This window comes from Streptosporangium sp. NPDC053982 (assembly GCF_055585205.1).
In genome coordinates this window covers 152917-170308 of sequence record NZ_JBVJKQ010000012.1, presented here as the reverse complement: position 1 = coordinate 170308, position 17392 = coordinate 152917, and the positions used below count along the sequence as shown (strand labels likewise).

Genomic DNA, 17392 nt, shown 5'->3' with positions numbered 1-17392 from the left:
ATTCTCCTTGGAGAATAATCATGGCCATGGACGCACTCCTCGCCGCGCTGGCCGACCCGGCCCGCTGGCGGCTCGTGAACCTGCTGGCCGAACGGCCTCGCCCGGTCGGGGTCCTCGCCCGGCTCGCCGAGGCACGCCAGCCGCAGACGACCAAGCACCTGCAGACCCTTGAGCGCGCCGGCGTCGTCACCTCCCAGCGCACCGGCCAGCGCCGCGTCTACGCGCTCCGGCCCGCTCCCCTGCGGGACCTGGCGGCCGCGCTCACCGGACTCGCCGACACCGCGGGCCGGGCCGACGGCCCGCACACCACCCACGACCGCTACGGGCTCAGCCTCCACACGGAGCGGCTCGCCGCGCAGGAGCCCGGGTGGGCCGACGGACGCTCGTTCCGGTTTTTCCGGTCGCTGCCGGGGCGTCCCGAGCCGATCTGGCGCCACCTGACCGAGACCTCCCGGCTCGCCCGATGGTGGACCCCCGACGACCTGCGCGTCTCCGAGCTCGTGTTCGAGGCGCGACCGGGCGGGCGGATCGTCCACGAGTACCGCGACATCGAGGACACCGACGGCTCCGACCCGGTCGCCGGGCGTGCGGAGGGGGTCGTCGACGACGTACGGCCCGCCGAGCACCTGGCCTACCGGCTCTCCCCACTGCTCCCCGGCGGCGGCCCGGCCTTCACCGCTCACGTCGACCTGGGCCTCCGGCCCACCGGCTCCGGCACGGACCTCGACGTCCACTGGCGGATCACCGGCAGCACGGTCGACTCCGCGGACTTCGTCGCGGGCATCGAACTCGGCTTCGGCCAGAGCCTCGACAGGCTCGCGGCGATCCTCGCCGCGGACCCGCACGACGACGGCACCGACCACGACACCACCGACACCGACACCGAGCACGGCATCGACGCAAGGAGCACGAAGTGACGGAGCAGACCGGCCGCAGGGTGACCGCGAACCTGAACCTCACCCTCGACGGGCGCTACCACGGCCCCGGCGGACCCGGTGACTTCGGGGCTTTCATCCCGTATGTGACCACCGAGGTCGCGCGGGACCACATGACCCGCATCTGGGAGGGCGCGACGACGGCGCTGCTCGGCCGCAACAACGCCGAGGGGTTCATGGGCTACTGGCCGTCGGTCGCCGGGGACGAGAACGCCGATCCGCGTGACCGCGGATACGCCAAGTGGCTGGTCGACACGGAGAAGGTGGTCCTGTCGACCACCCTGACCGAAGCGCCGTGGGAACGCACCCGCGTGGTGAACGCCCCCGCCGCCGACGTCGTCACCGAGCTCAAGGCCGCCGGAGAGGGCGACATCCTCGTCAACAGCAGCGCCAGTGTGATCAAACCGCTCCTGTCGGCGGACCTCGTCGACCGCCTGCACCTCATGATCTTCCCCGAGATCACCGGGGGCGGGCCGCGGCTGTTCGACGACGGCCTGCCGGCCACGAAGTGGGCGCTCACCCACCAGAGGGCCGGCGAGCTGGGCGAGATCGCCATGATCTACGACCGGATCCGCTGACCCCGCCGGCCGCCGCCCACGGCCGGGCCGGCCCTCACGCCGGGTCACAGCAGCGCGGCGGCCCACAGGGCGGTGTGCGCGTCGAGGTGGTCGGCGGTCGCCTTCCAGTAGGGGCCGTCCTCGGTCCAGATGCGGGCCCACGGCTCGCGGCCCCGCCGGGCGCCGTCGCGCAGCAGGTCGTACATGGCGCGGGCCCGGCGGCCCAGCATGGCGGCCAGCGCCGGGCGCGCCTCCCCGGCGAGGCCGTAGCCATCGACGAGGGCGCGCAGCCGGGCGGCCGATTCCTCCGGCGGGCGGCGGTCACACCCCCGGGATCATCAGCCGTGGGCGGACTCCCCCGAACCCGGGGAACGGTCCACGCCGCCCGCGCCGGAACCGGGGCCGGGGGCGCCCGGGGGCAGGCCCAGGGCAGCCGAGAGCCTGCGGGCCGTCTCGGCGACGGCGGTTCCCATCTCCCTCAGCCGGGACTCGGCGACGGCGCGGGTGACCGACACGCTGATGGCGGCCGCGATCAGTCCCCGGTGCTCCCGCACCGGCGCCGACACCCCGGCGGCGCTGTCGTCCAGCTCGACGTCGGTCACCGCGTACCCGGCGGTCCGCACGTGCTCGATGTCGGCCAGCCACTGCTCCTCGCCGCCGATCGAGGTGTCCAGGCCGCCGGGGAGGGCGGCCCGGAGCAGTCCGCGGATCTGCTCGTCCTCCCAGTCCGCGAGGAGTGACCGCCCCGCGGCCGCCATGACCACCGGGACGGAGACGCCCTCCCAGATCCGGTGGTAGGCCCGGGATGACGGCACCGACGACAGTGTGAGAACCGTCTCACCGCGCAGCACGCACAGGTGCGTGTCCTCGTCGAAGAGCGTGGCCAGATGCCGCAGGAAGGGCTCGGCCACCCGGACGAGCCTCGACTGCTGGGTCCGCGCCGCGAGTGAGAACAGCCGCCAGCCCAGGCGGTAGCGGCGCGTCACCGGGTCACGCTCCACCATTCCCTCGGCTTCGAGTGCGCGCAGCGCCCGTGAGACCTGGCTCTTCTCCCTCCCCAGGCGCTGGGCGATCCAGTTGACGCCGAATCCGTCGGCGTCCGGGCCGTCCCCGTGACCGGCGAGCACCTCGAGGATCTCCATGTCCCGGCGCAGCCCGGCCGAGGACACCGCCTTCTCGCTCATCCCCATCCGTTCATAACGAAAGCATTGCGTTATGTTGCGACAGCTGCAACTTATTTTGCGATGAATGCAACCAAACGCATACGTTTACAAGTCCTGCAAGCGTAAGCGAAGGTGGTTCCCCCATGAACTTCGGCGAGTACGTGGTCTCTCGCTGGGACACTCTCTCGCTGGCCGCCGCCGAACACGTCCTCGCCGTGGCGATCGCGATCGGCGTCGCCGCGCTCGTCGGGATCGGGACGGGCCTCCTCGTCCACGAGACGCCGAGGGCCCGGAACGCCTCGCTGACGCTCTCCGCGGCGGTCCTGACGGTCCCCTCCCTCGCCCTGCTCACCCTGCTGATCCCCCTCACCGGCCTCGGCTGGGGCTCCACGCTCGTCGCGCTGACCGCGTACGCGCTCCTGCCCATCATCCGCAACACGGTGACGGGGCTGAACGGCGTGGACGCCACCACGGTGGAGGCCGGGCGCGGGATGGGCATGAGCCGTACCCGCGTCCTGATGAAGGTGCGGCTCCCACTGGCCTGGCCGCTGATCCTGACCGGGGTGCGCGTCTCGACACAGATGATCATCGGCATCGCGGCGATCGCGGCCTACGTCGACGGGCCGGGCCTCGGTACGCAGATCTTCGAGGGACTCTCCCGGCTCGGGTCGGTGAACGCTCTCAACGCCACGCTCGCGGGAACGCTCGGCATCGTGGTCATCGCCGTGCTGTTCGACCTGTTCTTCTACGCCGTTCGCCGACTGACCGTCCCCAGGGGGCTTCGTGTTCGACACTGAGACAGAGGGCGCGCGCATCGAACTGCGCGCGCTGACCAAGCACTATCCCGGGCAGCCGGCGCCCGCGGTCGACGGCATCGACCTCGACATCCCCGCCGGGGAACTGGTGGTCTTCGTCGGCCCGTCCGGCTGCGGCAAGACGACCACCATGAAGATGATCAACCGCCTGGTCGAGCCCACGTCGGGCGAGATCCGCATCGGCGGCGAGGACGTGCTGAGCCTGCAGCCCGACGAGCTCCGCCGGCACATCGGCTACGCCATCCAGCAGGTGGGCCTGTTCCCCCACCTGACGATCGGGCAGAACATCGGGCTGGTGCCCAAGCTGCTGGGCTGGCCGGCGGCGCGGATCGCCGCGCGGGTGGAGGAGCTCCTCTCGCTGGTGAACCTGGAGCCGTCGCTGTTCCACGACCGCTACCCCCGCCAGCTGTCCGGCGGCCAGCAGCAGCGCGTGGGCGTCGCCCGGGCGCTGGCGGCCGACCCGCCCGTGATGCTGATGGACGAACCGTTCGGTGCGACCGACCCCATCACGCGCGAGCACCTGCAGAAGGAGTTCGTCCGGCTGCAGAAGCGTCTGCGCAAGACGATCATCTTCGTCACCCACGACTTCGAGGAGGCCATCAAGCTGGGCGACCGCATCGTCGTGCTCCGGGAGCGCTCGCACATCGCGCAGTACGCCACCCCGGCCGAGATCCTCGCCCACCCCGCCGACGACTACGTCGCCGGCTTCGTCGGCCAGGACGCCACGCTCAAGCGGCTCGCGCTGCTGCGCGTGGAGGACGTGACACCGGCCGGGCCACCCCAGCCGGTCGGGTTGCCGCAGGTCGCGGCCGGGACGAGCCTGCGCGAGGCCCTGGACGTCATGATCGCCCACGGCTCCGACCGCTGCAGCTCCCCCTCCGGCGTCCTCACCTACGCCGCGCTGTGCGGGGCCGTGGGAACCGGACGGCCTCCGTCCCCCGGGCGGGAGCCGGAGGCGGAGCCCTCCCTCCCCGCGCCGGAGAAGGCAGTGGCCGGTGGCCGCTGACACCCTCACCGCCGGCGTCCCCGACTCCGAAGCGGCAGAGACCCCAGGGACCCCCGAAGCCCTCGACGCCCTCACCGCGGGCGCGGCGCGGCCTTCCCGGCGCGCCACGCGCCTGCGCCTCCTCCTCACCCCCGCCGCCGTGTGCGCCGTACTGGCCGTCCTGTACGCCTGGGTGAGCGCCCAGGATCTCGACTCCATCGAACGGCGCAGTCTCAACGGGCCGGTGATCCTGGCCAAGGCCGTGGAGCACCTGCAGATGACCCTCGCCGCGACCGCGCTCGTGGTGGTCATCGCGATCCCGCTGGGCATCGTCGCCTCCCGCTCCCGCAACCGGATCGTCACGCCGGTCATCCTCACCGCGGCCAACCTCGGGCAGGCGGTGCCGTGCATCGGGCTCCTCGTCCTGTGCACCTTCCTGCTGGGAGTGGGCTTCCAGACCGCGCTGGTCGGGCTGGTGGCGTACTCCGTCCTGCCGGTCCTGCGCAACACGATGGTCGGGGTCCAGCAGGTGGACCCGGCGCTCGTCGAGGCCGCCCGCGGGATGGGCATGACCAGGGGCCAAGTGCTGCGCCGGGTGGAGCTCAGGCTCGCCGTGCCCGCGATCCTCGCCGGGCTGCGCACCGCACTCGTGCTGACCGTCGGCGTCGCCACGCTCGGCGCGTTCGTCGCCGCGGGCGGTTTCGGCGAACTGATCATCAACGGTCTCAAGCTGAACCGGATGCCCGTCACCGTGGTCGGCGGCGTGCTGACCGCGTGCATCGCCTTCCTGATCGACTGGCTCGGCGCGCTCGCCGAGGACGTGCTCAGACCCCGCGGCCTCTGACCCGGGACGGCCTGGCCCGGCCGGTCCCTGTCCCTTCCCCACACGAGAACGAAGAGGTGTCCTTTCCATGCGTTCCCATCCCCTCCGTGATACGGCCCCCCTCCGCAGGACGGCCGCCGCGCTCGCCGCCGCGGCGCTGACCCTCACCGCCGTGAGCGCCTGCGGCTCCGCCGAGGCCGTCGAGACCGCCGCCGCGGGCGACGAGCTCTCCGGGGCGAAGTTCGTCGTCGGCTCCAAGGACTTCACCGAGAACATCGTCCTCGGCAAGATCGCGGTGCAGGTGCTGAAGGCGCACGGGGCCGAGGTCGTCGACAAGACCAACCTCGGCGGCACCGTCCCCAACCGCAAGGCGCTGGAGTCCAAGGCGATCGACATGTACTGGGACTACTCCGGCACCGGGTGGATCGAGCACCTGAAGAACGCGAAGCCCATCCAGGACTCGGCCGAGCAGTTCAAGGCCACCGCCGCGGCCGACCTCGCCGAGAACGGGATCCGCTGGATCGGCCCGACCCCGCTGAACAACACCTACGCCCTGGCGATCCGCTCGGAGAAGGCCCAGGAGCTGGGCGTCAAGACGCTCTCCGACGTGGCCGAGCTGGCGAAGACCAAGCCGGAGGAGGTCACGCTGTGCATCGAGACGGAGTTCTCCACCCGCGACGACGGCCTGCCGGGACTTTCCAAGGCCTACGACATGGACATCCCGAAGGACCGGGTCAGCCTGCTGGACACCGGCGTCGTCTACACCGAGACGGACAAGGGGAAGACCTGCAACTTCGGTGAGGTGTTCACGACCGACGGGCGCATCGCCTCCCTCGGCCTCACCGTGCTGGAGGACGACAAGAAGTTCTTCCCGGTCTACAACGCCGCCGTGACCCTGCGGGAGGACGTCTACAAGAAGTACCCGGCGCTGGAGAAGGTGCTCCAGCCGGTGATCGCCAAGCTGGACGACGCCACGATGCAGAAGCTCAACGCCGAGGTCGATGTCGAGGGCCGGGAGCCGGGCAAGGTCTCCGCCGACTGGCTCGACCAGCAGGGCTTCCTCGGCGGCAAGGCCTGACGGCACCGAGGCCGCTGAGGCCCCGGCGGCGGCCCGCCGGCACGGCGTCGCGGGACGTCACGGTGCCGGCGGTACGGCCGGCCGCCCCGCCGTGTCGGCACGGACCGCCCTCAGCAGGCGTGGCGCCCCGAGACGGTGTCGCGCAGCGCGCGGATCGCGTCAGCCAGCCGTTCCGGGGCGCCCTCGGCGGCGGGCCCCGGCTCGGCGGGGACACGCCGCCGGCGGATGGACTCGGCGATCTCCTCCAGGGAGTCGGCCATCGTCCGCACCGCCTCCGGCGGCGGCGGGGGCGCACCGTACTCGGCGCGCGCCACGGTGGCGGCCGTGGTGTCGGCCACCTTCTCCAGCGCGGTCATCGCGGGCATCCAGGTGGTGATCCGCCTGCTGACGGCGGGCGGCTCGGTCACCGCGCGCTGGAAGACCGCCCGCAGGTCCGCCATGGCCTCGTAGGCCCTGCGGCGGCGCACCGGCCGGTCGGGGCTGCCGGGGTCGAAGGCGTCGCGCAGGTAGCGCGCGGTGGCCGACACCGCGTCGGCGAAGGCCCCCCGGACCGGGGCGTGCCAGCTCCCCGGCCACGGCAGGTAGCCCAGCAGCAGCACGATCAGGCACCCGGCGAGGGTGTCCACCAGGCGGATCTCCGCCAGCCGCGGCCCGCCACGGGTCAGCAGGTCCACCAGGAACAGCACCAGCGGCGCCTGGAAGGTCGACATCAGCCCCCAGTTGCGCTGCAGGCCGTACGGGATGAGCGCGGCGAACACCGCGATCGGGACGAGGATCAGCGGGCCGTACGGGATCACCAGGAGCACCACGACGGCGACGAGGGTGCCGGCGAACGTGCCGAGGGCCCGCTGCAGGGCCCGCGCGAACACCGACCCGAAGTCGGGCTTGAGCACCAGCGCGACGGTCAGCACCATCCAGTAGGACCGCTCGAACAGGCCGAACCCGCTGATCGCGGCGGCCACGCCCATGCACAGGGCGAGCCGGACGGCGTACAGGCGGGTGAAGTGGCCGTACCACATCTTCGCCCAGGCCTTGCGGAACCGCTCGCCGTGGCCGACCGGCCGGTACGGCAGCTGCTCGGCCTCGACGTCGCCGCCGGAGGCCAGCTCGACGGCCCCGTCCACGGCGGAGTTCAGCGCCCGCAGCGCGGGCGAGTCGCCGCCGGGGCGTGGCGGCCGGTGCGGCGGGCGGCCCTCGTCCAGCGCCGCGACGATCTCCTCGACGGCGGCGGCCGTCTCCTCCGGCGGGTCGAGCCCCTCCTGGCCGAGGGAGATCAGCGCGTTGCGGATCAGTGACGCCTGGTTCAGCAGCGCGATCAGCCGGGTCTGCGCGGGGTCCTGGCCCGCGGAGGCGGAGCGGGCGCCGAAGACGGCGTCGTAGCCGCTCTCCAGCGCGGCGTCGAACGCGGCCAGGGCGCCGGCGTCGCGGTCGTCGATCAACCGGCCGAGCGCCCGGTAGACCTGGACGGTCGCGGTCTCCTCAGGGTTCCGCGAGCGCAGCGGCCGGTCCGCCACGCCGAGCACGATCACCCAGGCCGTGCCGAGCAGGAACAGCGCGGCCCCGGGGAGGGGGCCGCCGGGCAGCGGGATGCCGCTGCCGATCACGGCCATCACCAGGAGCTGCAGGCCCGCCAGCGACCCCTTGGCCCCGACCGTGCTGATCAGCGCCGAGGCCACCGAGACCACCATGATCACCGGGACGGTCCACCAGCCGTGGCCGCGCACCGTCGCGCCGATGGCGTAGCCCGCCGCCCCGCCGAGGCCGACCAGGCCGATCCGGGCGACCTTCTCCCGGTACGGCCCGCCCCGATCGGCCAGGCCGGGGCCCATCGCCCCCATGGAGGGCAGCAGGCCCAGCGTGACGTTCCCGGCGGCGGCGCCCACGAGGAGCGGGGCGGTCACCGCGAGGGCCATGCGGATCATCGGCCACCAGGCGGGTCTCGCCGGGGCGGGCCGTACGGTCTCCACCAGCCAGCCCGGCGCCGCGTCGGCCAGCCGGTCGGCGGCGGAGCGGAACAGGCGGGGCATCGTCGGCGACCGTCGGCGGCCGGGTCCGCGGCGCGCTCAGCGCACCAGTTTGTCGAGCCGGATCGGCAGGTCGCGGATCCGGACGCCGGTGGCGTGGTGGACGGCGTTGGCGACGGCGGCGGCGGTGCCGACGATGCCGATCTCCCCGATGCCCTTGACGCCCAGCGGGTTGAGGTGCGGGTCGTCCTCCTCGACCCAGTACGCCTGCACGTCGGGCAGGTCCATGGCGGTCGGGATGTGGTACTGGGCGAAGTCGTGGTTGAGGTAGTCGCCGAACTCGTGGTCCATGACGCTCTCCTCCAGCAGGGCCATCGACGCGCCCATGGTCATGCCGCCGACGAGCTGCGAGCGCGCGGTGACGGGGTTGACGATCCGGCCCGCGGCGAACACCCCGAGCAGCCGCAGCACCCGCGTCTCCCCGGTGTCGGGGTCCACGCCCACCTCGGCGAACTGGGCGCCGAAGGCGTGCCGGGCGTAGTCCCGCTGCCCGCCCACCTCCTCGGCGGTGTCGGCGGCCGCCTCCAGCCCCCCGGCGGGCACGTCGCCGCCGTGCCGGTCGAGCTCGTCCAGCAGGGCCTCGCAGGCCCGCACCACGGCCGTCCCCCAGGAGGCGGTGCCCATCGAGCCGCCGGCCAGCGGGGCGTCGGGCAGCTCGGTGTCGCCGATCTCCACCCGCACCCGGTCCGGGGCGACGCGCAGCGCGTCGGCGGCGGCCTGGGTCAGGACCGTCCGGGCGCCGGTGCCGATGTCGGCGGCGGCGATCCGCACGGTGAACCGGCCGTCCGGCTCGCAGCGGGCGCTCGCCCGCGAGGGGCGCCGGTAGGCCGGGTAGGTGGACGCCGCCACGCCGGTGCCGACGAGCATCCGGCCGCGGACCCGGGCCGCGGGCGCGGGGTCGCGGCCGGCCCAGCCGAACCGGCGGGCGCCCTCGCGCAGGCAGGCGACCAGGTTGCGGGAGCTGAACGGCAGGCCGCTCTCCGGATCGGCGGCGGGCTCGTTGCGGATGCGCAGCTCGACCGGGTCGATCCCGCAGGCGACGGCCAGCTCGTCCATGGCCGACTCCAGCGCGAACATGCCGGGGGCCTCGCCGGGGGCGCGCATCCAGGACGGGGTCGGCACGTCGAGCCGGACCAGGCGGTGCGTGGTGCGCCGGTCGGGCGCGGCGTACATCATCCGGGTCGGGGTGGTGGTCTGCTCGGCGAACTCGCGCAGCCGGGAGCTCTGCTCGAACGCCTCGTGCACGATCGCGGTCAGCCTTCCGTCGTCGTCCGCGCCGAGCCGTACCCGCTGGATCGTGGGGGTGCGGTAGCCGGTCACCGCGAACATCTGCTGCCGGGTCACCGCGAGCTTGACCGGGCGGCCGGTGTGCTTGGCGGCGAGCGCGGCGAGCACCACGGGCGGCAGCGCGGCGCCCTTGGAGCCGAAGCCGCCGCCCACGTGCGGGGATATGACGCGGACGTTCTCCGGCGGCATGCCGAACAGCGGGGCGATCGTCCGGCGCAGCGCGGACACCCCCTGCGTGGAGTCGTGCAGGACGAGGCCGTCGTCGTGCCAGACGGCGACCGTGGCGTGCGGCTCCATCGGGTTGTTGTGCTCGGCCGGGGTGCGGTACGTCGCGTCGACGACGACCGGCGCCCCGGCGAGCGCCGCGTCCGGGTCGCCCAGCTCGCTGTCGGCGGGGTAGCCGGCGTTGACGCGGTCGGGCCGGTACATCTCCGGGTGGTCGGCGCGCAGCTCGACGTCGTGCGGTTCGGCGTCGTAGTCGATCCGCAGCAGCCGGGCGGCCTCCCGAGCGCACTGGAGCGTCTCGGCCACCACGACCGCGACGTACTGGCCGCGGTAGGCCACCCGGTCCGACTGCAGCACCGCCAGCTCGGCGTTGTCGGCCGGGGCCAGCCGGGGGGCGTTGCCGTGCCAGATGGCGGCGATCACTCCGGGAAGCCGCACGATGGCGTCGACGTCGGCCGCGCGGACCGTGCCGCGGGCGACGGTCGCCTGCACCGGCATGGCGTAGGCGAGGTCGGCCGGGAAGTTCTCGTAGGCGTAGCGGGCCCGGCCCGTCACCTTCTCGACGCCCTCGACGCGCTCCAGCGCCGCGCCGACGGACGGCCTGGCCTCGGTCTTCACGGCGCCTCCATGATGTCGGTGAGAGTACGGACCAGGACGTTGCGCAGCAGCGGCGCCTTGAAGGCGTTGTGCGGCAGCGGGCTGGAGCGGGCCAGCTCGGCGTCGGCCGCCCGGGCGAACTCCTCCGGTGTGGCCGAGGCGCCGCGCAGCGCCGCCTCGGCCGCCTCGGCCCGCCACGGCGCGTGGGCCACGCCGCCCAGCGCGATGCGGCAGTCGCGCACCACCCCGCCGGCCACGTCCAGCGCGGCCGCCACCGACACCACCGCGAACGCGAAGGACGCCCGGTCGCGCACCTTGCGGTAGCGCGAGCGCGCCGCGAACGGCAGGCGGGGCACCTCGACCGCGGTGATCAGCTCGCCGGGCGCGAGGACGGTGTCGCGGTCCGGCTCGTCGCCGGGCAACCGGTGCAGGCCCGGCATCGGCACCGTACGAGCGCCGCCGGGCCCCTCCACGTGGACGAGGGCGTCCAGCGCGGCGAGCGCGACGGCCATGTCGGAGGGGTGGGTGGCCACGCAGTGCTCCGAGTGACCGAAGATCGCGAGATTGCGGTGGTCGCCCTGGCGGGCCGGGCACCCGGAGCCGGGCCGCCGCTTGTTGCAGGGCTTGGTCACGTCCTGGAAGTAGGGGCAGCGGGTGCGCTGCATCAGGTTGCCGGCGACCGTGGCCATGTTGCGGATCTGCCCGGAGGCACCCTCCAGCACGGCGCGGGCGAGCAGCGGGTGGACCCGCCGGACGAGCGGGTCGGCGGCGAGGTCGCCGTTGCGGGCGCCCGCGCCGATCAGCAGGCCGCCGTCCGTCTCCTCGATCGCGCGGGAGGAGATCCGGGTGACGTCCACCAGGGTCTGCGGCGTGGCGACGCCGAGCCGCATCAGGTCCACCAGGTTCGTGCCGCCGCCGAGGTAGGCGGTGTCCGGCCGTCCGGCCGCGGCGGCCACCGCGGCCCGCACGTCGACGGGCCGCTCGTAGGTGAAGGGTCTCATCGTGCCACCCGCGTCATCCGCGTCCCCTGGTCCGTGCCGTACGGCCGCACCGTCCGCGCCGCCGTGCCGTACGGCCGCACCGTCCGCGCCGCCGTGCCGTACGGCCGTGCCGTACGGGCCCTCATGGCGCCACCTGCGCGACGGCCGCGGCGATGCCGGGGTAGGCGCCGCACCGGCACAGGTTTCCGCTCATCCGCTCGCGGATCTCCGTCTCGTCCAGCCGGGGCTGGACCGACAGGTCGGGGGTGACGGCGCTCGGCCACCCGTCGGCGGCCTCGGCCAGCACGCCGGCGGCCGAGCAGAGCTGGCCGGGGGTGCAGTAGCCGCACTGGAAGGCGTCGTTCTCGATGAAGGCGGCCTGCAGCGGGTGCAGGGCGTCGCCGTCGGCGAGTCCCTCCACCGTGACGATCTCCACATCGTCCGCGGTCACGGTGAGCGTCAGGCACGACAGCGCGCGCCGGCCGTCCGCCAGCACCGTGCAGGCGCCGCACTGGCCGTGGTCACAGCCCTTCTTCGCGCCGGTCAGCCCGAGCCGCTCGCGCAGCGTGTCCAGCAGCGTCTCGCGGGTGTCCACGGTGACCGGGCGGGGGACGCCGTTCACCGACAGGAGGAGGTCCGCCGTGACGGGTTCCGGGACCCCGTCGGCCGCCGTGATGTCTGTTTCGCCGTTCACGGGCGCTCCCCTACCCCGTCGGCCGTCCGTGTACCTCCCGGCCGGACGCTTGACGGTTCCTTGACCGGTCCCGTCCTTTCTCCGGGTCGTCGTGTCGTCCGCCCGGTTCACCGGGCGATCACCCGGGCGTCGCGTGGCGCGGGTATCCGCGTCGTTCACCGAACGAAGTATCGCAAACGCCTTTCCCGATCATTTTTCACCTTAAGGTTTTTGCAACCGCTTTTCATTTTATTACCGTCCTAATACTTTTTTTCACCCTATTTCCGGGGGGCGCACGCTTAGCCTGGTCGTCAGGGGGACCAATAAGTCGGTGATGTTTGGACAAATCTGGTCACTGCGTGTTCGGATGACGCTGCTGTCCAGTGTCGTCATGGCACTGCTGTGCGGGGGCATCTGTGCCCTGGTCCTGATCGGCGTGCGCGACCGCGCCGTCGCCGACCTGACCGACCGGCTCCTCCTGTCCGGCATGCAGGTGGCCCGCCTCATCGAGCACGGCCAGGTCCCCCCGGTGCTCCCCGTCCGGAAGTCCGCCCTCATCCAGGTGATCGGACCCGGCGGCCAGATCGTGGCGGCGAGCCCGTCACTGGCCGGCAGGCCCCGGCTGACCCGCCTCACACCGCGGGACGACGACTCGTCGGCGGACCGGGTGATCTGCGACGCCCCGGGGTTCCCCGGCACCTGCCTGCGCGTCGTGGCCGTCCGGGTCCCCACCGGCAACGGCAGCTGGATCGTCTACGGCGCCGGCCTCTCCACCCCGTGGTACGTCAGCCGCTCGCTGCTGCTCGGCCTCCTGGCCGCGTCCGGCCTGCTGGTCGGGGCCACCGCGATCGGCGCCTACCGCACCGTCAGCAGGACCCTCGATCCGGTGGAGGACATCTGCGCCGAACTGGCCGAGATCACCTCCTCCGACCTGGGCCGCCGGGTGCCCGTGCCCCCGTACCGCGACGAGATCCGGGGGCTGGCGGAGACGGTGAACCAGACGCTGGACCGGCTGGAGGCCGCGGTCGAGCGGGAGAGGCGGTTCGCCTCCGACGCCTCGCACGACCTTCGCAGTCCCATCACCGCGATGCGCACCCAGGTGGAGGAGGCGCTGCTGCACCGGGAGGACAGCGACTGGCCCTCCGTGGCCGCGGCGGTGCTCGCCAGTCTCGGGCGGCTGCAGGCGATCGTCACGGACCTGCTGGCGCTCTCCCGTCTCGAAGCCGGCGCCGGCGGCCCGCACGCCCGGGTCGACCTGGGAGAGCTGGCCGGCTCGGAGCTGGCGCGCCGCGTCCACCGGATGCCCGTCGTGATGCACATGGAGCCCGGCGTGATGGTCGACGCCGACCGCATGCAGCTCGTCCGGTTGCTCACCAACCTCGTGGACAACGCCGACCGGCACGCCGAGTCGACGATCGTCGTGACGGTGCGGCCCGAGGACGGGCGGAGCGTGCTGGAGGTGCTCGACGACGGCCCCGGGATCCCGCCGGAACAGCGGGAGTACGTCTTCCAGCGCTTCGCCCGGCTCGACGCCGCGCGCAGCAAGGACAAGGGCGGGACCGGGCTCGGCCTGGCGATCTGCCGGGAGATCGTCGAACGGCACGGCGGGACGCTGACCATCCGCGACTCGGAGAAGGGCGCGCGGTTCGTGGTGAGCCTCCCCGCCGCCCCCGGGGGCGCCGCGGGCGACCGTACGGCGGATCCGGAGACGCTCGGCTGAGCGGGCCGGCGGAGTCCGGCGGGCCGCTGCGGGCCGGAAGGCGCACCGGAGGATCCCCGGTGGGACGAGGGGGGCTCCGGCCGGGTGAGCGTCCCGGAGGGCCCCGGCCGCCCCGCGCCGGTCAGTAGACCGAGATGTGGACGTGGTCGAAGTGGTTGGCGGTGACGCCGCCGCGGTTGGACATCCCGCGCCAGCTCCCGGTGCGGACGTGCCAGATGCGCTGGCGGTAGATGATGTACATGACGCCCAGCCGCCGGGAGTTCTTGATCGCCCAGGCGGCGATCTCGTCGCCGCGCCCGGCCTCGCCGGCCGACGGCATGGCGCCTCCGCCGCTGAGCATGAAGTCGCAGGCGCGGCCGAGGGGGTGCTCGCCGCCGCCCGCGATGCCGCCGTCGACCCGGAAGCATCCGATCCCGAAGTGCGGGCCGAACCGCTGGGCCACGAGCTGCCGGATCAGCCGCATCCGCGGGGTGACGTTGTCGGGGCCCGACGGAAGCTGGGGCACCCACGTGCCGTCGGCCCGGCGGACGCCCGGGGTGGGATAGAGCAGGTCGATCCGGTCCTTGATCTTCTCGATCAGTTTCTCCGCCCGGTCCTTCTCCTTGTCGAGCTTCGACATGCTCTTCTTCAGCTCGGCCTCGCGGGTCCTGGCCTCGTCCCGGGCCCGGCGGTGGTCGTCGCGGACCCGGACGAACACCCGGAGCCTGGCGTCCTGCTCGTCGAGGATCTGCTGGGTGAGCGCCATGCGGCTCAGCAGGGCGGCGGGGTCGCCCGCCCCCGTCAGCGCGGAGATCCCCTCCATCCCGCCGCTCCGGTACCGCGCGTCGGCCAGCAGGCGGACCTCCCGCGCGGCCAGGTCGAGCTCGCCCTGCGCCCGGCTCAGACGGTCCTTGGCCGCCTTCTCGGTCTTCTCGGCCTTCTGCAGCTCGACGCGGGAGTCGTAGTAGCGGGCGATCAGGGACTCGGACTGCTTCTGCATGTCCGCCAGCTCCTTGCGGAGCTGCTTGGCGGTCGGCTTCGGCTCGGCGAGGCCGGATCCGGCCGGGCCGAGGCACAGCGCCACGGCGGTGATCGACGCGGCAAGACCCCGGATCGCGCCCCGCCGCAGGACGTCGCGGGACACAGCCGCCACATCGCTCCCTTTCCCTGATCCTCGGGTACCGGCCCCGGCTCCACGGCCGGGCGGCGCCCCACGCCCGGCGGGCGATCGGAAAGGATGCTCCCGCAATTACGGCACTTGCGGCAAATCTTGCATTACGGTCGTCCGTTGCAGAGCCGAAGGCGCCGGATCGGGCAGGCGCGCCGCCGGAGCGGCCAGGGCGGCCGGGAGAGCCAGGTCAGGAGGGGGCGGCGGCCCCCTCGGCCGGCGAGCCGTCCCCGGCCGGCCGGTTCTCGGGCGCGGGCACCACGACGACCGGGCAGCGGGCGTGGTGCAGCACCCCGTGGCCGACCGAGCCGAGCACCGCCGATCCCAGCCTCCCCAGCCCGCGCGAGCCGACCACCAGCAGGTCGGCGGTCTCCGACGCCTCCCGCAGGGCGACCACCGGATGCCCGCACACCACCGACCTGATCACCGGGACGTGCGGGTAGCGCTCCATCCACGGGGTGAGCGCCCTCTCGGCCGTCTTCTCCGCCGCGGTGGAGACCTCCTCCAGCATCGGCGTGTAGACCACCGTGTACGGTCCCATGACCGGCGCCTCCCAGGCGTGCACCGCGCGCACCCGGGCCCCGCGCCGCGCCGCCTCCTCGAAGGCGTGGCCCAGCGCCGCCTCCGAGGACGGGGACCCGTCGAAGCCGACCGCGACCTCGCCGCTCCCGCGCTCCGCCTCGCCCTGGACGACCACGACCGGCACGGCCACGTGGCCCGCCAGCCGCTGCGGGACCGACCCCAGCAGCAGTTCGCGGAACCCGCCCCGCCCCCGGTGGCCGAGCACGAGCACCGCCGCGTCCCCGGACGCGCGGCGCAGCGCCTCGGCCGCGGGCCCGCTCTCCAGCCGCTCCTCCACCTCCAGCCCGGGAACGCGGCCGCGCGCCAGATCGGCCGCCTCCGCCAGCACCCGGCGGCACTGCTCCGTCACCGCCGCGCCGTACTCCGGCTCCGAGAACACCGGGAGGTCGTAGTCCATGCCCTCGCAGGCGTGCACGATCCGCAGGACGGCGCCGCGCCGCACGGCGTCACCGGCGGCCCACCCGACCGCCGCCAGGGACGGGGGCGAACCGTCGGCTCCCGCCACGACCACGTCCGTCGCCATGTCACCCTCCTCGCGACCGTTCCCACCTCGTCTTGTGCCCGCCCACCTTCACCCCGGTCAAAAGAGCGGGTCATCGATCATCTCCGGGACGGATTCCACCGCCCGCGGCGCGGGGACGGGTAGGACGCGGCGCGCGGATGCCCGCCGTACGGCTCTCCGGCCCGCGACGCGGGAACGCCGGGGGGGACGCGAACGGAGGGCGCCATGACCGGGCACGTGACGGTTCCCGAGGAGATGGACGCCTGGGTGGTCGCCCGGCCAGGGCCGATCGCCTCGGGCCCCCTGGAGCGGGTCCGCCTGCCGGTCCCCCGGCCGGGTCCGGGCGAGGTGCTGGTCGAGGTGGAGGCGTGCGCCGTCTGCCGCACCGACCTGCACCTGGCCGAGGGCGACCTGCCACCGCGACGCCCGCGGACCGTCCCGGGTCACGAGGTGGTGGGCCGGGTGGCGGCCCGCGGCCCGGAGACCGTACGGCTCGCCGCCGGGGAACGGGTGGGCGTGGCCTGGCTCCGCTCGACCTGCGGGCGCTGCCCCTACTGCCTGCGCGGCGCGGAGAACCTGTGCCCGCGTTCCTCCTACACTGGCTGGGACGCCGACGGCGGCTACGCCCGCTACCTCACCGTCCCGGAGGACTACGCCTACCGGCTGCCCGAGGGCGGCGCGGCCGGGAAGCTGGCGCCGCTGCTGTGCGCCGGGATCATCGGCTACCGCGCCCTGCTCCGCAGCGAGCTGCCGCCCGGCGGGCGCCTGGGAATCTACGGCTTCGGCGCCTCGGCGCACCTGACCGCGCAGGTCGCCATCGCCCAGGGGGCCACCGTGCACGTGCTGACCCGCTCGTCCAGGGCCCGGGAGCTGGCCCTGGAGCTGGGAGCGGCCTCGGCGGGCGGCGCGGCGGACGCCCCGCCCGAGCCGCTGGACGCCGCGATCCTGTTCGCCCCGGCGGGCGAGCTGGTGCCCGTCGCCCTGGAGGCGCTGGACCGCGGCGGCACACTGGCCGTGGCGGGCATCCACCTCAGCGACGTGCCGGTGCTCAACTACGGGCGGCACCTGTTCCAGGAGCGGACGCTGCGCAGCGTCACCGCCAACACCCGGGCCGACGGCCGGGCGTTCCTGGAGGCCGCCGCGGCCTGCCCGCCGAGGGTCACGACCGTGCCCTACCCGTTCGACGCGGCCGACCGGGCGCTGGCCGACCTGGCCGCCGACCGCGTCGAGGGCGCCGCCGTGCTCCTCATCTGACCCCCCGGGCTCGGGCTCCCGGCTGCGGTACGGCGGGCCGGCTCG

At 73.9% G+C, this 17392-nt stretch carries 17 protein-coding genes; 8 read left to right on the top strand and 9 right to left on the bottom strand.

Features of this window, described 5'->3' with window-relative positions; all coding sequences use genetic code 11:
- Positions 1–26 precede the first annotated feature (26 nt).
- Entirely contained in the window at positions 27–917 is an 891-nt protein-coding gene (locus ACZ6W9_RS23100; RefSeq protein WP_389963980.1) for a metalloregulator ArsR/SmtB family transcription factor, read from the top strand.
- On the top strand, positions 914–1513 hold the full coding sequence (locus tag ACZ6W9_RS23095; protein WP_389963983.1) for a dihydrofolate reductase family protein: 600 nt from the start codon (positions 914–916) through the stop codon (positions 1511–1513). The genes ACZ6W9_RS23100 and ACZ6W9_RS23095 overlap by 4 nt, the downstream gene beginning before the upstream one ends.
- A 44-nt stretch (positions 1514–1557) precedes the next feature.
- Here the strand turns inward: ACZ6W9_RS23095 and ACZ6W9_RS23090 are convergent, their stop codons facing one another.
- Together ACZ6W9_RS23090 and ACZ6W9_RS23085 are read right to left on the bottom strand one after the other, a co-directional pair.
- Complete coding sequence (locus ACZ6W9_RS23090; protein WP_389963986.1) at positions 1558–1722, bottom strand: hypothetical protein; 165 nt, start codon at positions 1720–1722, stop codon at positions 1558–1560.
- A 108-nt stretch (positions 1723–1830) separates the two neighbouring features.
- Positions 1831–2676, bottom strand: a complete 846-nt coding sequence (locus ACZ6W9_RS23085) for an IclR family transcriptional regulator (protein WP_470119552.1) — start codon at positions 2674–2676, stop codon at positions 1831–1833.
- Between the two features lie 122 nt (positions 2677–2798).
- On the opposite strand from ACZ6W9_RS23085, the gene ACZ6W9_RS23080 reads away from it, so the two are divergent.
- The 4 genes from ACZ6W9_RS23080 (at position 2799) to ACZ6W9_RS23065 (ending at position 6356) form a co-directional block, all read left to right on the top strand.
- The gene (locus ACZ6W9_RS23080; protein WP_389963992.1) at positions 2799–3452 is read left to right on the top strand and encodes an ABC transporter permease; all 654 of its coding nucleotides are present in this window, start codon (positions 2799–2801) and stop codon (positions 3450–3452) included.
- A complete protein-coding gene (locus tag ACZ6W9_RS23075) occupies positions 3439–4476 on the top strand; it encodes an ABC transporter ATP-binding protein (protein WP_389963995.1) in 1038 nt (345 codons plus the stop codon). Before ACZ6W9_RS23080 ends, ACZ6W9_RS23075 begins: the two co-directional genes overlap by 14 nt.
- A complete protein-coding gene (locus ACZ6W9_RS23070; RefSeq protein WP_389963998.1) occupies positions 4466–5299 on the top strand; it encodes an ABC transporter permease in 834 nt (277 codons plus the stop codon). The genes ACZ6W9_RS23075 and ACZ6W9_RS23070 overlap by 11 nt, the downstream gene beginning before the upstream one ends.
- 67 nt (positions 5300–5366) lie before the next feature.
- A complete protein-coding gene (locus ACZ6W9_RS23065) occupies positions 5367–6356 on the top strand; it encodes a glycine betaine ABC transporter substrate-binding protein (RefSeq protein WP_389964000.1) in 990 nt (329 codons plus the stop codon).
- A gap of 110 nt (positions 6357–6466) precedes the next feature.
- On the opposite strand, the gene ACZ6W9_RS23060 is transcribed toward ACZ6W9_RS23065, so the two are convergent.
- Genes ACZ6W9_RS23060 through ACZ6W9_RS23040 form a run of 5 tightly spaced genes read right to left on the bottom strand, consistent with a single transcriptional unit; the run spans position 6467 to position 12163 of the window.
- On the bottom strand, positions 6467–8383 hold the full coding sequence (locus ACZ6W9_RS23060) for an FUSC family protein (RefSeq protein WP_470119550.1): 1917 nt from the start codon (positions 8381–8383) through the stop codon (positions 6467–6469).
- 36 nt (positions 8384–8419) lie between these two features.
- Complete coding sequence (locus tag ACZ6W9_RS23055; protein ID WP_470119549.1) at positions 8420–10510, bottom strand: xanthine dehydrogenase family protein molybdopterin-binding subunit; 2091 nt, start codon at positions 10508–10510, stop codon at positions 8420–8422.
- Positions 10507–11490: an FAD binding domain-containing protein gene (locus ACZ6W9_RS23050; protein WP_389964009.1), complete on the bottom strand. Its 984-nt coding sequence runs from the start codon at positions 11488–11490 to the stop codon at positions 10507–10509. The genes ACZ6W9_RS23055 and ACZ6W9_RS23050 overlap by 4 nt, the downstream gene beginning before the upstream one ends.
- Positions 11487–11615, bottom strand: coding sequence for a hypothetical protein (locus ACZ6W9_RS23045; RefSeq protein ID WP_470119548.1), 129 nt, complete (start codon positions 11613–11615; stop codon positions 11487–11489). The genes ACZ6W9_RS23050 and ACZ6W9_RS23045 overlap by 4 nt, the downstream gene beginning before the upstream one ends.
- Positions 11612–12163: a 2Fe-2S iron-sulfur cluster-binding protein gene (locus tag ACZ6W9_RS23040; RefSeq protein ID WP_389964012.1), complete on the bottom strand. Its 552-nt coding sequence runs from the start codon at positions 12161–12163 to the stop codon at positions 11612–11614. The genes ACZ6W9_RS23045 and ACZ6W9_RS23040 overlap by 4 nt, the downstream gene beginning before the upstream one ends.
- 313 nt (positions 12164–12476) lie before the next feature.
- On the opposite strand from ACZ6W9_RS23040, the gene ACZ6W9_RS23035 reads away from it, so the two are divergent.
- Positions 12477–13862 carry a sensor histidine kinase gene (locus tag ACZ6W9_RS23035; RefSeq protein WP_389964463.1) on the top strand — a complete coding sequence of 462 codons (1386 nt, stop codon included), beginning with the start codon at positions 12477–12479 and terminating at the stop codon, positions 13860–13862.
- A 121-nt stretch (positions 13863–13983) separates the two neighbouring features.
- On the opposite strand, the gene ACZ6W9_RS23030 is transcribed toward ACZ6W9_RS23035, so the two are convergent.
- Positions 13984–14994: a coiled-coil domain-containing protein gene (locus ACZ6W9_RS23030; RefSeq protein ID WP_389964015.1), complete on the bottom strand. Its 1011-nt coding sequence runs from the start codon at positions 14992–14994 to the stop codon at positions 13984–13986.
- Positions 14995–15199: 205 nt separating this feature from the next.
- Positions 15200–16114, bottom strand: coding sequence for a universal stress protein (locus ACZ6W9_RS23025; protein WP_470119545.1), 915 nt, complete (start codon positions 16112–16114; stop codon positions 15200–15202).
- Positions 16115–16348: 234 nt separating this feature from the next.
- Here ACZ6W9_RS23025 and ACZ6W9_RS23020 point away from each other — a divergent pair, with 234 nt between their 5' ends.
- Positions 16349–17347, top strand: a complete 999-nt coding sequence (locus tag ACZ6W9_RS23020) for a zinc-binding alcohol dehydrogenase family protein (RefSeq protein ID WP_470119702.1) — start codon at positions 16349–16351, stop codon at positions 17345–17347.
- Positions 17348–17392 lie beyond the last annotated feature (45 nt).

Bases quoted from the DNA above. Each gene is read 5' to 3' on its own strand.
- ACZ6W9_RS23065 (WP_389964000.1), top strand. From the start codon at position 5,367: ATGCGTTCCCATCCCCTCCGTGATACGGCCCCCCTCCGCAGGACGGCC.
- ACZ6W9_RS23080 (WP_389963992.1), top strand. From the start codon at position 2,799: ATGAACTTCGGCGAGTACGTGGTCTCTCGCTGGGACACTCTCTCGCTG.
- ACZ6W9_RS23100 (WP_389963980.1), top strand. From the start codon at position 27: ATGGACGCACTCCTCGCCGCGCTGGCCGACCCGGCCCGCTGGCGGCTC.
- ACZ6W9_RS23035 (WP_389964463.1), top strand. From the start codon at position 12,477: ATGTTTGGACAAATCTGGTCACTGCGTGTTCGGATGACGCTGCTGTCC.
- ACZ6W9_RS23060 (WP_470119550.1), bottom strand. From the start codon at position 8,383: ATGCCCCGCCTGTTCCGCTCCGCCGCCGACCGGCTGGCCGACGCGGCG.
- ACZ6W9_RS23025 (WP_470119545.1), bottom strand. From the start codon at position 16,114: ATGGCGACGGACGTGGTCGTGGCGGGAGCCGACGGTTCGCCCCCGTCC.
- ACZ6W9_RS23045 (WP_470119548.1), bottom strand. From the start codon at position 11,615: ATGAGGGCCCGTACGGCACGGCCGTACGGCACGGCGGCGCGGACGGTG.
- ACZ6W9_RS23050 (WP_389964009.1), bottom strand. From the start codon at position 11,490: ATGAGACCCTTCACCTACGAGCGGCCCGTCGACGTGCGGGCCGCGGTG.
- ACZ6W9_RS23020 (WP_470119702.1), top strand. From the start codon at position 16,349: ATGGACGCCTGGGTGGTCGCCCGGCCAGGGCCGATCGCCTCGGGCCCC.
- ACZ6W9_RS23085 (WP_470119552.1), bottom strand. From the start codon at position 2,676: ATGAGCGAGAAGGCGGTGTCCTCGGCCGGGCTGCGCCGGGACATGGAG.
- ACZ6W9_RS23090 (WP_389963986.1), bottom strand. From the start codon at position 1,722: ATGCTGGGCCGCCGGGCCCGCGCCATGTACGACCTGCTGCGCGACGGC.